Source organism: Rossellomorea sp. ABR4_012, assembly GCF_056159545.1.
Genome location: NZ_JBSWVK010000007.1, coordinates 48910 through 62032, shown reverse-complemented (window position 1 = coordinate 62032; position 13123 = coordinate 48910). Strand labels below are relative to the sequence as shown.

Here is a 13123-nt window from a genome sequence, read left to right as displayed (position 1 = left end):
AAAATGATTCACTATTCATTTTTTATGAGGTATTCTAGAAATAAGGGGAGGGATTACATTGACAGTGTCAAACCATTATGAAACGGTGAAGTTACATAAAGAGGGAAGGGTGGCAAGGCTTAAGTTAAATCGGCCGAAGTCTCTGAACGCTTTGGATGCAGGGCTTATGAAGGATCTCCTGGGCGCCCTCAAGGAAGTCAAAGCAGATCCGGAGATTTCCATATTAATCCTGACTGGGGAAGGAAAGGGGTTTTCCTCAGGCGGAGATATCAAATCAATGCTCATGCTGAGCGGAGAAGAACAATTTTCAGGAATAATGGACACAATCAGTGAACTTGTCATGACGTTGTATACGATGCCTAAAGTGGTGGTCACCGGCATTCATGGAGCAGCAGCCGGTCTTGGATTCAGCTTGGCACTTGCGTCAGATTATATTTTATGTGAAGAAGACAGCAAGCTTGCCATGAACTTTATTGGAATCGGATTGATTCCGGATGGAGGCAGCCATTTTCTTTTACAAGAAAGGCTGGGTACCCATAAATCGAAGAGAATGATCTGGAATGGTAAAGTATTTGAAGGGCAGGAAGCATTAATGAAGGGCCTTGTCGATGAAGCTCTTCCATCTGGGAAATTGGAGGATGGAATCCAACGATATATTAAACAATGTTTAGCTGCACCTGTAAAAGCCATGCTCAAGACAAAGGAGATCTATGTTTCACTGAATAAGGAAAGATTGCAGCATGCTTTGGAGCTCGAGAAAGAAGGCCAGTGGCTCATGAGGCAAACAAGTGATCATCAAGAGGGAATACGTGCATTCGTAGAGAAAAGAAAACCGGAGTTTAAAGGGAATTAAAACAGCAAGAAAGATAGAAGAAGGCCCGCCCTTCAGTGATTTAAAGCGCTGAGGGACGGGCCTTTCGATTGGCTTTCAGGTTAGGCGTGGAATAATACCAGCTTGCCGAGCGGGGATGTACAGCGGTGTGTATGGTCAAGATATCCCTTTTCCTCTAGCAGGGATTCCCCGGTTTCCTTTGCTTCATTGTCAGAGGATGCTTCAAATGTTTCGTCGAGAATCTTCTTTCCGTCTTTTTCAAATACCGTTAACTTATACGTTTTCATTATCGTTACCCCTTTGTCTAATAATCTTTCATTCTTTATTATTTTTCCATAATTTTTAAAAAATTTAAAGTCTAAATAAATATAAATTACAGGTAGGAAAATGAAACCTTTTTCTGTCAGAATCGTAGAGTAACAAGAGAAGGAAAAGGATGAGAGGAGAAACTGCATATGAGTTTAGCTATTCAACAGGTTACCAAGAAATTCGGCAGCTTCACAGCCGTCGATAGATTATCTCTTACAATAGATCGTGGAGAGATGTTCGGATTTCTCGGTGCAAATGGAGCGGGGAAGACTACCACATTTCGGATGGTGTTGGGATTGTTGGACCCGACTGGAGGAGAAATCACATGGAATGGCAGCCGCATTGATTACGCGTCAAGTGGTGAAATCGGCTATCTGCCTGAAGAACGCGGACTATATCCCAAGATGAAGGTAAAGGATCAGATTATTTACCTTGCGCGACTCCGCGGGATGGACAAAAAAGATATACTCAAGGAATTATCCATATGGCTGGAACGATTTAATATTCCTCAATACTTAGATAAAAAAGTAGAAGAGCTTTCTAAGGGGAATCAGCAAAAGATTCAATTCATCTCTTCGGTGATTCATAAACCGAAGCTGCTGATCCTGGACGAGCCATTCAGCGGACTAGACCCGGTAAATGTCGAGCTGCTGAAAGATGCTGTCAGGGAAATAAAAAAGGGAGGTACTACTATTGTGTTTTCGAGTCACCGGATGGAGCATGTGGAAGAACTGTGTGAAAGCTTATGCATCATGCACCAAGGCAATCCCGTCGTACATGGGGGACTTAAAGACATCAAACGCTCCTTTGGAAAAAAGAATGTCGTTATTCATGCTGACTTTGATTTGACCCATCTGAAAGAATTCAAAGGGGTCACCAAGTTCAGGGAAACAACGGAAGGCGTCCTGCTTCAAGTGGAGTCGGAAATAGCTGCAGAAGAAATATTTCATCATACAGCTCAAAAAGGATTCCTTAGAAAATTCGAATTGGAAGATCCATCATTGAATGACATTTTCATAGAAAAGGTGGGGACTTCCTATGAATAAGTTTTTTATCATGCTTGGCCATTCATATTTCTCGAAACTTAAAGCCAAATCCTTTATCATTTCTACCATTATCATTGCAGGTGCCCTTGTTTTATTGACGAATTTTGATATGATACTGTCGACTTTCAATGGTGATAAGGAAGAAAAGGTAGTTGTACAGGATGAAACGGGCTATCTCTATTCAATGCTTAAAGCACAGGTAACAGTTTTGAATGATGATATAACTTTGACTGCCTCCAAGGATTCACAGCAAGAAGTCGAGAAGAAAATTGAAGAGGAAGAGATTAAAGGGCTGCTAGTATTGACCGAGGGGAAAGACGGTCTGCCGAGTGCACTTTATAAATCAGCTTCTTTATCTGATTCGACGATCACGTCTGATTTGCAGCTGGCCCTGCAGAACATAAAATCATCCCTGGCTGCAAATAAGCTTGAACTCTCAAGTGAAGAATTGGCAGCATTAAGCGGACCTGTTACATTTGAAAAAGAAGCCTTGTCAGAGGGGGCAAAGTCTGAAGAAGAATTGAGCCAGGCAAGAGGGGTCGTTTATGTTCTCTTGTTTTTCATTTATTTCTCTGTCATCGCTTATGCCAATATGACGGCCATGGAAGTAGCGACCGAGAAAAGTTCAAGAGTGATGGAAATACTGATTTCAAGTGTATCTCCTGTCAAGCAGATGTTTGCAAAGATCATCGGGATCGGCCTTGTAGGGTTGACTCAATTAGCCGTTATCCTCGCAGTTGGGTATTTTACATTACTTAACCGTAAAGATGAACTTGCAGGAGGATTTTTTGAATCGTTTGGTTTTGAATCTTTATCTGTGAGTGTCATCCTGTATGCAGTTGTATACTTCTTGCTGGGATATTTCCTTTATGCAACGCTTGCAGCTCTGCTCGGTTCTCTTGTCAGCAGGATTGAAGATGTTCAGCAGATGATCATGCCGATGACGTTCCTCATCATGATCGGGTTCTTTATCTCAATGTTCGGACTTGGCAACCCTGAATCAAGCTTTATCACAATCACTTCTTACATTCCTTTTTTCACTCCTATGGTCATGTTCCTGAGAGTGGGGATGCTGAATCTGCCGGTATATGAACCGATCATCGGAATCGTGGTACTGCTTGGCACCATCATTCTTCTAGGGGTGTTCGGAGCCCGGGTTTACCGTGGAGGTGTCTTGCTTTACGGGAAGTCAAACTCCTATAAGGATATAAAGAAAGCGATGGATCTTACGAATAATAAATAACATCTGGCTGTCTCCGTTAAAAGGAGGCAGCTTTTTATATGGTTTTCTTATACTTTTCATGATAACAGCTGAAATAATAGGCTATTTTAGGATATAATGAGGATATAGAACGTACATTCGTAATGGAGAGGGGATTTCATGGAGAAGATACGATTTATTCATTGTGCCGATTTGCACTTGGACAGCCCGTTTGCCGGGTTGAAGCATCTTCCAGCAGAATTATTTGAACGCATACAGAACAGCACATTTACCGCTTTTGAGAAACTGGTAAAGGAAGCGATACAGAGACAGGTTGACTTTATGATCATAAGCGGTGATCTGTTTGATGAAGAAGACAGAAGTATCAGGGCACAGGCAAAACTGATGAATCAGTTCAGCCTGTTGAATGAAAATAAAATTCCCGTCTACGTCATTCACGGTAACCATGATCATCTCGGAAGCTTCCGGCTGGAGCTTGACATGCCCGGAAATGTCCATATCTTTGATAAAGAAACAGAAGTGAAGGAACTGGTGACTAAAGGCGGTTCATTGGTCAAATTGGCAGGTTTCAGTTATGGTTCCCGCCATATTCGCGAACGGAGGATTTCAGACTATCCGAAGCATTTAGAGGCTGATTATATCATTGGCTTGCTTCATGGCAGTGAAGGGAGCGTAAAATCCCCCCATGAAAGCTATGCCCCTTTTTCAATAAATGAACTGAAAGAGAAGAACTATCATTATTGGGCGCTCGGTCATATTCATCAGCGTCAGATCCTGAATCATGAGCCTCCGATTGTCTATCCTGGTAATATTCAGGGCCGCCACCGCAAAGAAACAGGAGAAAAGGGCTGCTATCTTGTAGAAATGTCTCATCACGATGCTGTCCTTGAGTTCATCCCAACCCAGGATATATTATGGGGAAAAGTGGAAGTGTCACTTAAAGGAGTTGAGCGGTTTGGCGAAATTTTTCAATTGATCAGAAGAGCGGCTGAGGAATATGAAGTGACAGGTGATTGTCTGCTGCAGGTGAATCTGACAGATTTTAAGGGATTGACCCCCGAGATGGTTCAAGCGATAGAAAACGGTGATCTCCTTCAAGCACTTCAAGCCGATTTACTGACAGGGGAGACGATTAATTGGATTCATTCCATTAAACTGAGCCGGTCTGAAAATGTTGATGTAAATGTAAAAGATCCTTTTATCACTGATGTCATCGATACTATGAGAAACATGAGTCTCGAAGAAGGGGGAAGGGCATTAGCGGAGCTATATGAACACCCCTCGTTCTATCGATATATTAATTCCTTAAAAGAAGAAGAACTTTCACATTTGGTAGAGGAAACGGTAGAGTTAATCCTCCATCCGTCACGGAGGCAGTAAGAAAGAGGTGGACATGATGAGAATCATCCAATTGCATATTTACGGATATGGAAAATTGATAAACAAGGTCTACAGCCTTGATGATCTTCAACTATTCTATGGTGAAAATGAGGCTGGCAAATCCACCATAATGTCTTTTGTACACAGCATATTATTTGGATTTCCCACAAGGCAGCAAACCGAGCTTCGCTATGAACCGAAAAGCTCTTTTGAATATGGGGGTAAAATCCTATGTGAAACAGAGAAAAATGGGAAAGTCAGCATCGAACGAGTAAAAGGCAAGGCAGCAGGTGATGTTTCGGTTCAATTCGAGGATGGAAGAACAGGAGGGGAAGAATCCTTGCTTGAATTGATGGGGAATATGGATAAAATCACGTACCAAAACATCTTTTCGTTTAATTTGGATGGCCTGCAAGACATACATAAATTGAAAAAAAATGAATTGAATCGTTACTTATTCAGCGCAGGCTCTACTGGAACCGATCTTCTTCTGCAAATGGAACAACAGTGGCAAAAGGAAAGGGAACAGTTATTTAAGAAGTCAGGAAGAAAACCGGTCATAAACACCAAGCTGAACGAACTGAAGGCTTTGGAAAAGCAGGTGGGCGAAGCGAAAGAAAAGAATAAACAATATGGCCCCCTGCTTAAAGAAAAGCAATTATTAGAGTCCGCCATCAGTTCCCTGGAAGAAGAAAAAGAATCAATGGCACAAGAAAAAGAAGGACTGTACGTCATCGAAGAACATTGGGATAGTCTTACAGAGTATGTTTCAACTTTGAATAAATTGTCAAAACTCGAAGAAATCTCTATTCCTCCCAAGGGAACAGAGAGACTGAATGGGTTGAAAATGGAATGGAGACAGGCCTCCTCCTATTTGGAAACGCTGGATTCAAAACAAAAAAAACTTGAAGAAAAGCTTGAAGCTGTCCAGCACCCCACTCAATTTTCATCGGAAATTCATCAAGTTGAGTCGTTGATTTCACAACAATCTCTCTATATGAAGTGGATCGATGATCTGAGTGAGATCGGCCGGGAAATGAAGGCTGTAAAAAAACGAGTAAGCGAAACGATGAGAGAACTTGATTTGAGCATTGCAGAAAAGGACATACCATCCATCAATACAAGCTTGTTGATGAGTGAGCGAATCGAACAGGTACTTCAGGAAAAGAACAAACTTCAAAATGAACATGAAAGCCTTAGAAAACAAGTTGAAACCGAGTTATATGCCATGCAAAAAATTGAAAGAAAATGTGATGAGCTTGAAGAACTTCTTATGAAAGAGGAAGATTATCAAGCATTACAAAGAAAGGTGAAGCAGCAATCTTCAAAACAGGCGTCACTCCAGCAGAAAATATGGGTTGAAAACCAACTGGATGAAGGAGAAAAAGAAGTCCAGGGAAGACGTAAATCCTTTTCAAATCAAATTCTTTACAGCGGGATAACAGCTTTATTTCTGACGGGATTCGGTATTTGGGCATTCATGAATAATTACACGATGGGGACTTTCCTGGGCATCCTCATCATCGCCCTCCTTGCAGTCAATGGATGGAAATCAAGACAACATTTAAATGAAAAAATAAACCACCTTCACAGCCTGAGATTAAAAGCTCGTGAATTTTCTGAAGAAATCGACCTTAAAGATGAACCCGCGTCCCTGGATACCTCTGAACGGCTCTTGAGGGAGCAAATGGAGTATCGAAGTGAATGGAAACAGCGTATCCTTCAGCTGGAGGAACAAGAGGAGAAACTAGAAAAGTTGGGAAGACAGCAGGAAGAAACCGAGTCCAAACTAAGTGTGGAGAATCATTCGCTTGAAGGAATCAAAGAGGAGTTATATCTCCCATCCGAATTCCCTTGGAAATGGCTGAGAGACGCCTTTGGAAAAATGAAGGAGCTTGTGGAGTCATACGAAAGATTACAGCAGTTAAGGGAAGATGAAAAATTTCTTCAAGAAAAAATCGATGAATTATCAAACGAGTGTAAAGAGTGGTTTAACCGGCATTCATTCGTGTTTACAACCATGCAGGAAGCATTCATGAAAATGAAGAGCATCTTACAGGAAGTTGAGAAAAAGAAGCTCATCTTCGAACAACTTCAAGCAGACTTAGAACCTCTGCTCCTCGAAAGAGAACAATCCGTCCTTCGCATGAAAAAAATTAAAGATGAGATTCATTCTTTGATTGAAGAGGCAGGATGTAACGACGAAGGGGAATTCCGAGAGCTATCCTTGAGGGCTGAAGAGAGAAAAGAACTTCTTGCTAGGTATGAAGGGATGAAAACGAGAGTCAATCAACATACTCTGGCCTTATACTCAACATTTAAATTCAAAGAAGAGGTAACCAACAGGCTTAAGGGGATTGTATTACAGTCAAGTGAGCTGAATAAAGACATTTCACATCGCCAAAAGAAGCTTGCTTCGGTTGAACATGAAATCAATCTATTAGAGGAAGGAACTGTCTACTCCAAGCTCCTTCAGGAATTTCAGGATAAAAAGGCCGATCTGCAGGAATTCATCATGAAATGGTCCAAATATACCCTTGCACAGGATAGTCTAAATAAAACGATTCATCATTATCAGCAAACAAAAATGCCGAATGTAATAAAATTGGCAGAAGAATATTTTACTATTCTGACCAAGGGAGTCTATCATTCCATCTATGTGGCAGAAAATGAAATGATTGAAGTTGAGCGAAATGACGGCCAGCGATTTCAGGCAGTCGAGCTAAGTCAGGGTACGAAGGAACAGCTGTACATCGCCATAAGATTTGCACTCGTCCGGTCCTTCAAAGACATATATAAGCTCCCTATCTTAATCGATGATGGAGCGGTGAATTTTGACTCAGACAGAACTGGTGCTTTTGTAGAGCTATTGAGAAAAACAGGAAGAGATCATCAAATCATATTGTTCACCTGTCATCCCCATATCAGAAACTACTTTGATGAAAAAGAAACAATCGTATTAGAAAGAGCAGTACCTGTATAGACTCCCGGGATAGAAACCTTCTGTTACGCAGTCGGTTTCGGTCTCGATTACACTATGTTTTCCTACGGGAGAGATACGGGGAATAGGCTGTAAAACAATGAATCTATTGAAATATGTTATACTGAGACTAATTACAATGAGGACGGAGGATAATGATGACTGGTATCATGACATTTAACGTAGGGGAAACGGTTGATCTGTATCTTCTCATCAAACAGATGACTAAAGGGACGACAAATACCGGAAAGCCATTTTTAACTATCATTCTCCAGGATAAAAGCGGGGAGATGGAGGCTAAGCTCTGGGACGCATCCGAACAGGATGAGAAAGCATACCAGCCCGAAACAATCGTGAAAGTGGTAGGAGATGTACATAGCTATCGAGGGAAAAATCAGCTGAAAATTAAACAGATCCGCCCTGCTTCACCGGCAGATGGACAAACGATTGCAGATTTTCTCCAAACGGCACCGCTGTCGATCGATGAGATGACAAGCAAGATCACCCAGTATATATTTGAAATGAGAAACCCGAATATCCAACGCATCACAAGGCACCTTATCAAGAAATATCATAAGCCATTTCTTGAATATCCAGCTGCTACAAAAAATCATCATGAATTCGTATCGGGCCTTGCCTATCATGTTGTCTCGATGCTGGACCTTTCAAAAGCAATTGCAAACTTGTATCCGTCACTGGATACAGATCTTTTATATGCAGGTGTGATACTCCACGATTTGGGGAAAGTCATCGAGTTATCAGGACCAACATCGACGACGTACACCATTGAGGGGAACCTGATCGGCCATATTTCAATCATGGTCAATGAGATAGGGAAGACAGCCGAGGAATTGGGAATCGAAGGGGAAGAGGTCATGATTCTCCAACACTTGGTATTGAGCCATCACGGGAAAGCTGAGTGGGGCAGTCCAAAACCCCCAATGATCCGTGAAGCTGAAATTCTTCACTACATCGATAACGTCGATGCAAAGATGAACATGCTCGACCGTGCACTCGAACGCGTGAAGCCCGGTGAATACACCGAAAGGATCTTCCCTCTCGATAACCGCACGTTTTATAAACCGACATTCCATAAATAATGAGATTTAATGGCTATATCAAGCAGTTCAGTTTGGAGGCGTCAGCACCCAAAACTGGACTGCTTTTATATATTGTTATTATTAACGTCTATTGTTGTTATTCACCGGTACCAGCTTTTGATTGGAGTGCAAGACGAAGACTCCTAACAGAAAAGCGGAAGGGCTTTGTTCAGAGGCGGGTGGCATAAGACGAATCGGCTAGGAAGGCGCTTTTGCCTTCTTGGTCGGTTTGGCTTATGACATGTGCCTCTAAGCCCTGCAACTGGACAGTGAAAATCCCTCAAGACTTTGCAACGAGTAGTCTCGCGGGTCACCCGCGGAAAGCGAAGTCTTGCACGGAAATAAAAAGCGGTATTAAGAGTGCGTCTTCAAATTAGCTAGATCATTGTTCTAATCAAAGGTTAATGTAAATCTCCAAATACAGGTTATGTTTCCTGGAATAATTTCATATAGTGTCAATAAGAGAGGACAAACTATAAGGAGATGAAGTAAATGACTCTACCAATTTGGATGTACTTCGTTGTGGCAGGGATCTTCGCCAGTGCCTTTATGACCATTAAATCAGCTAAAGAAGAAAAACAGATGGAAGATGAATGGATTGAGAAAGAAGGGGCAGTCTATATTTCCCGAATGGAAGAAGAAAAAGAAAAGAGACGTCAATTCTCCTAGATGAATATGATTCGAACGAAAAAAGAAGCCTGAAGATGAACATTCTCTTCAGGCTTCTATCATTGTTTGATTTTATTCTTCTGCAGCTGGTGCTTCTTCGCTCTCAGGAGCAGGTGTTTCTCCATTTTCCGGAGCAGCCGGCGGGTTCAATACTTGATCAAATGCTTTTTTCAAATCTTTATCTTTAATATTCAAGTCAGCCTTTTCAATTTCACGCTTCATTGATTCTTGTATTTTTTGAGGATCCACTTTCGAAAGTTTTAATTCCTTTTCGAGTTCCTTTTTCATTTCATCAAAAGATTTTTTTTCTTTCTTATCAGTGACTTCAATGATGTGGAATCCGTATTCGGTTTTGATCGGTTCGCTGATCTTTCCTTTTTCTAATGTATCAAGAGCTTTAGAGAATTCAGGTACAAAGTTTTGGCGCCCGGCATAATCGACCCACCCAAGGCTTCCGCCGTTTTCGGCAGAACCTGGATCTTTCGAGTATTCTTTAGCAAGATCTTCAAATTTACCGCCGTCAGCCAATTTTTGCTTAATTTCCTTAGCCGTTTTTTCGTCATCGACAAGGATGTGACGGACTTGGATGTCAGGCTTCCACTTTTCATAATACTCTTTGAGTTCCTCTTCAGATACCTCTACATCGGAAATCGCTGCTTTTTCCTGAAGCAGCTGAAGTTTGAGGTAGTCTTTAAATGATTTTTCATCAAGGTTATACTGCTGGAGGAACATCTCGAATTGTGGTCCCAGCTGGTCTTTCGCTTCATTCAGTTTTTCTTCCACTTCTTTATCGCTGACTTCATATTTATCTGAAAGAACCTTTGTATAGACAAGTTCTTGCAGAGCTTGTTCCATTTGAGGTGTGAACTTCTGCTTCATTGACTTATAAAGTTCTTCTTGTGTGACATCCCCTGCTTTTGTAGTTGCTACAACATCACTGTTTTCTGCACCGTCTCCGTTGCAGCCCGCCAATCCTATCATGCCGGTTGCAAGTGTCACTGAAATAATCCATTTTTTCATGCTGAACATCTCCTAAAATATATATTCGCTTAATGGCTTGTCAAAATTCTACAAACCATACTATATCACACTTTTTCCATTAAAAAAAATATTTTCCAAACTTAACATGGGAAAAATGGGCATTTTACACACCCATTTCCCAGGTTCCTTCATATGATAAAAACGAATAGAAAAAAGGAGGTAATAAATATGAGCTGTGGAAACAATTCCGGATTCGCTTTAATCGTAGTGCTGTTCATCTTATTAATCATCGTTGGTGCCGCGTATCTATATTAAAAAAATTAGGAATATGACAAATGCCTAAAACAAAAGGCGACTAACTTGAATAAGATACATTAGCGCTTCAAAGGAGGTGGAAAGTTATGGGTCACGCATACGGCGGAGGTTTCGCGTTAATCGTAGTACTGTTCATCTTGCTAATCATTGTAGGTGCAGCATGGCTATAATTTAGCCTCAGGATAGTGTAGTGCTTCACCGGATAAGGACTGGAGAGGGGGGTGATACCTTTAGAAAGGCAGCCCCTTTTGCCTATTCTTATTCCGGTGGCTTTTTATAAATGAAAGGAGGAGCACATTATGTCTGGTGCTTACGGCGGAGGATTTGCGTTAATCGTAGTATTATTTATTTTGTTGATCATCATCGGTGCAGCGTACGTTTGCTAATTGATGAGATTAGATTTAAAAAAACCAGTCTCGATTGAATCGAGCTGGTTTTTTTTAGCTGCTTGTCGCCTCTGGGCAAAGCCCTTCCGCTTTTCTTTGTCTAGCTCCGGCGGCTAGCCCCTCGAGGTCATAACTGAAAAATCCCCAAAGGCAAAAAGCGCCTTAGGGGATTTCCCAGTTATGCTTGTTGGGGCTGAACGAGCCGCCTCCGCTTTTCTATTGTCCAGCTCCAGGGCTTAGCTTATGCTTGTCGCCTCTGGGCAAAGCCCTTCCGCTTTTCTTTGTCTAGCTCCGGCGGCTAGCCCCTCGAGGTCATAACTGAAAAATCCCCAAAGGCAAAAAGCGCCTTAGGGGATTTCCCAGTTATGCTTGTTGGGGCTGAACGAGCCGCCTCCGCTTTTCTATTGTCCAGCTCCAGGGCTTAGCTTATGCTTGTCGCCTCTGGGCAAAGCCCTTCCGCTTTTCTTTGTCTAGCTCCGGCGGCTAGCCCCTCGAGGTCATAACTGAAAAATCCCCAAAGGCAAAAAGCGCCTTAGGGGATTTCCCAGTTATGCTTGTCGGGGCTGAACGAGCCGCCTCCGCTTTTCTATTGTCCAGCTCCAGGGCTTAGAGGCTCGAGACATAAGCTAAGCCACCCAATATGGCAAAAAACGCCTTTTTGGGTGGCTCATCTTATGCTTGTCGCCTCTGGGCAAAGCCCTTCCGCTTTTCTTTGTCTAGCTCCGGCGGCTAGCCCCTCGAGGTCATAACTGAAAAATCCCCAAAGGCAAAAAGCGCCTTAGGGGATTTCCCAGTTATGCTTGTCGGGGCTGAACGAGCCGCCTCCGCTTTTCTATTAAGTAAATAATATTTCTATGTATGAAGACACCAAAAGAATAGTGATTAGAATGTTGATGGTTCTGAATACCTTCGGCTGGCGTTCTTCAGGTATTTCCTTTTGTAAGCAAAGTGCGTTTGTCATTTTGTTTATGTAAAATAAAATAAACACTGCAAATACTAAAAACATGGAGATCATTCTAACCCCTCCCCGTTATCTCCTATAAGCTATACGATACCAAAATATGAAACAGATTGGTAGAGCGAGTATTGCCGAAATATTGGTAAATCACTATGTTCACCAAGATATTTGTACTCTAATCAAAACTCGTCTCCCTCTTTGAAATACGTAAAGTATGAGAAAAGAGCTAATAAAGCAGAAGGATGATAGTAGGCCATTGCTGTTATGAAGCCAATGGATTTTTATCATCCTTACTGATAAATGAGAATTTCATATCCGTCATCATTCTCTTCGATTAATGCATTCTTTGGTGAGTGCATCAATTGCTTTGCATAAATGAAATCAATGGCACAAATTCCTGAGTGAAACGCTAATAATATAGCGAAGTAATGAGAGTAATGCGGGAACTGTATGCACCCGTAAAGTAAGATGCTGTTAATGATCAGGAACGGTGCAAATAGTGCAATCATATACAGATACTTTGAAATCGGACGATCGACCCTCAGGGAAACGATTGGAAGTATAATGAGCTTCCGGTCCCATTTCCATCTCATCTTTTTCACATAAGGAAGAATCGGTAACAAATGAATGAATTTATGCAAAGGATAGATACTAAGAAGTCCTAAAACAAAACCGAGTAAGTGATTGTCATAGAACGAACTGGAATACATTAAATTCATGGGTACGTATATAAAAGAGAATACCATCATCATAATGATAGATGAAAGTAAAAAGACTCGATAAAAACCAAATTGTCGTTCAAGATTGATTGTTTTCCAACAGTGCATAAAAAAATCGCCTCCGTAGACGATAGTGTTTTAATGAGCGCTTTACATACTTTATTACGATTGAAGGAAAAAATCAATACATAATTTGAGATTTTTCTGAGGTAAAAAAGGACAACTG

At 41.5% G+C, this 13123-nt stretch carries 14 protein-coding genes; 10 read left to right on the top strand and 4 right to left on the bottom strand.

Going from position 1 to position 13123, the window contains the following annotated elements; genetic code table 11:
- The first annotated feature begins 58 nt into the window (after positions 1-58).
- A complete protein-coding gene (locus ACXAFV_RS20960; RefSeq protein WP_475129328.1) occupies positions 59-853 on the top strand; it encodes an enoyl-CoA hydratase in 795 nt (264 codons plus the stop codon).
- Between the two features lie 80 nt (positions 854-933).
- Here the strand turns inward: ACXAFV_RS20960 and ACXAFV_RS20955 are convergent, their stop codons facing one another.
- Positions 934-1119, bottom strand: a complete 186-nt coding sequence (locus tag ACXAFV_RS20955; RefSeq protein ID WP_475129326.1) for a YhzD family protein — start codon at positions 1117-1119, stop codon at positions 934-936.
- A 168-nt stretch (positions 1120-1287) separates the two neighbouring features.
- Between ACXAFV_RS20955 and ACXAFV_RS20950 the strand changes: the two genes are divergently transcribed.
- From ACXAFV_RS20950 to ACXAFV_RS20925, 6 genes are all read left to right on the top strand, one after another.
- Positions 1288-2187: an ABC transporter ATP-binding protein gene (locus tag ACXAFV_RS20950; RefSeq protein WP_475129324.1), complete on the top strand. Its 900-nt coding sequence runs from the start codon at positions 1288-1290 to the stop codon at positions 2185-2187.
- Entirely contained in the window at positions 2180-3430 is a 1251-nt protein-coding gene (locus tag ACXAFV_RS20945) for an ABC transporter permease (protein WP_475129322.1), read from the top strand. Before ACXAFV_RS20950 ends, ACXAFV_RS20945 begins: the two co-directional genes overlap by 8 nt.
- 138 nt (positions 3431-3568) lie before the next feature.
- Complete coding sequence (locus ACXAFV_RS20940; RefSeq protein ID WP_475129321.1) at positions 3569-4789, top strand: metallophosphoesterase family protein; 1221 nt, start codon at positions 3569-3571, stop codon at positions 4787-4789.
- Positions 4790-4802: 13 nt separating this feature from the next.
- Positions 4803-7772: an ATP-binding protein gene (locus ACXAFV_RS20935; protein ID WP_475129319.1), complete on the top strand. Its 2970-nt coding sequence runs from the start codon at positions 4803-4805 to the stop codon at positions 7770-7772.
- A gap of 152 nt (positions 7773-7924) precedes the next feature.
- Positions 7925-8869 (top strand): 3'-5' exoribonuclease YhaM, encoded by a 945-nt coding sequence (gene yhaM / locus ACXAFV_RS20930; protein WP_475129317.1) that lies wholly within the window; start codon positions 7925-7927, stop codon positions 8867-8869.
- A 492-nt stretch (positions 8870-9361) separates the two neighbouring features.
- Entirely contained in the window at positions 9362-9538 is a 177-nt protein-coding gene (locus ACXAFV_RS20925) for a sporulation YhaL family protein (RefSeq protein WP_475129316.1), read from the top strand.
- Between the two features lie 72 nt (positions 9539-9610).
- Here ACXAFV_RS20925 and ACXAFV_RS20920 read toward each other — a convergent pair whose 3' ends face one another.
- Positions 9611-10558, bottom strand: coding sequence for a peptidylprolyl isomerase (locus ACXAFV_RS20920; protein WP_475129315.1), 948 nt, complete (start codon positions 10556-10558; stop codon positions 9611-9613).
- 189 nt (positions 10559-10747) lie between these two features.
- On the opposite strand from ACXAFV_RS20920, the gene ACXAFV_RS20915 reads away from it, so the two are divergent.
- From ACXAFV_RS20915 to ACXAFV_RS20905, 3 genes are all read left to right on the top strand, one after another.
- Complete coding sequence (locus ACXAFV_RS20915; RefSeq protein ID WP_446247001.1) at positions 10748-10834, top strand: YjcZ family sporulation protein; 87 nt, start codon at positions 10748-10750, stop codon at positions 10832-10834.
- 86 nt (positions 10835-10920) lie between these two features.
- On the top strand, positions 10921-11004 hold the full coding sequence (locus ACXAFV_RS20910; protein ID WP_060670486.1) for a YjcZ family sporulation protein: 84 nt from the start codon (positions 10921-10923) through the stop codon (positions 11002-11004).
- A gap of 129 nt (positions 11005-11133) precedes the next feature.
- Positions 11134-11220: a YjcZ family sporulation protein gene (locus ACXAFV_RS20905; RefSeq protein ID WP_082051156.1), complete on the top strand. Its 87-nt coding sequence runs from the start codon at positions 11134-11136 to the stop codon at positions 11218-11220.
- Between the two features lie 835 nt (positions 11221-12055).
- Here ACXAFV_RS20905 and ACXAFV_RS20900 read toward each other — a convergent pair.
- Positions 12056-12235, bottom strand: coding sequence for a hypothetical protein (locus tag ACXAFV_RS20900; protein ID WP_034763303.1), 180 nt, complete (start codon positions 12233-12235; stop codon positions 12056-12058).
- 233 nt (positions 12236-12468) lie between these two features.
- Complete coding sequence (locus tag ACXAFV_RS20895) at positions 12469-13005, bottom strand: DUF3267 domain-containing protein (protein ID WP_475129313.1); 537 nt, start codon at positions 13003-13005, stop codon at positions 12469-12471.
- Between the last annotated feature and the right edge of the window lie 118 nt (positions 13006-13123).

Excerpts from the sequence above, each read along its gene's own strand:
- ACXAFV_RS20955 (WP_475129326.1), bottom strand. The coding sequence starts at position 1,119 with ATGAAAACGTATAAGTTAACGGTATTTGAAAAAGACGGAAAGAAGATT.
- ACXAFV_RS20950 (WP_475129324.1), top strand. The coding sequence starts at position 1,288 with ATGAGTTTAGCTATTCAACAGGTTACCAAGAAATTCGGCAGCTTCACA.
- ACXAFV_RS20945 (WP_475129322.1), top strand. The coding sequence starts at position 2,180 with ATGAATAAGTTTTTTATCATGCTTGGCCATTCATATTTCTCGAAACTT.
- ACXAFV_RS20940 (WP_475129321.1), top strand. The coding sequence starts at position 3,569 with ATGGAGAAGATACGATTTATTCATTGTGCCGATTTGCACTTGGACAGC.
- ACXAFV_RS20935 (WP_475129319.1), top strand. The coding sequence starts at position 4,803 with ATGATGAGAATCATCCAATTGCATATTTACGGATATGGAAAATTGATA.
- yhaM (WP_475129317.1), top strand. The coding sequence starts at position 7,925 with ATGATGACTGGTATCATGACATTTAACGTAGGGGAAACGGTTGATCTG.
- ACXAFV_RS20925 (WP_475129316.1), top strand. The coding sequence starts at position 9,362 with ATGACTCTACCAATTTGGATGTACTTCGTTGTGGCAGGGATCTTCGCC.
- ACXAFV_RS20920 (WP_475129315.1), bottom strand. The coding sequence starts at position 10,558 with ATGAAAAAATGGATTATTTCAGTGACACTTGCAACCGGCATGATAGGA.
- ACXAFV_RS20915 (WP_446247001.1), top strand. The coding sequence starts at position 10,748 with ATGAGCTGTGGAAACAATTCCGGATTCGCTTTAATCGTAGTGCTGTTC.
- ACXAFV_RS20910 (WP_060670486.1), top strand. The coding sequence starts at position 10,921 with ATGGGTCACGCATACGGCGGAGGTTTCGCGTTAATCGTAGTACTGTTC.
- ACXAFV_RS20905 (WP_082051156.1), top strand. The coding sequence starts at position 11,134 with ATGTCTGGTGCTTACGGCGGAGGATTTGCGTTAATCGTAGTATTATTT.
- ACXAFV_RS20900 (WP_034763303.1), bottom strand. The coding sequence starts at position 12,235 with ATGATCTCCATGTTTTTAGTATTTGCAGTGTTTATTTTATTTTACATA.
- ACXAFV_RS20895 (WP_475129313.1), bottom strand. The coding sequence starts at position 13,005 with ATGCACTGTTGGAAAACAATCAATCTTGAACGACAATTTGGTTTTTAT.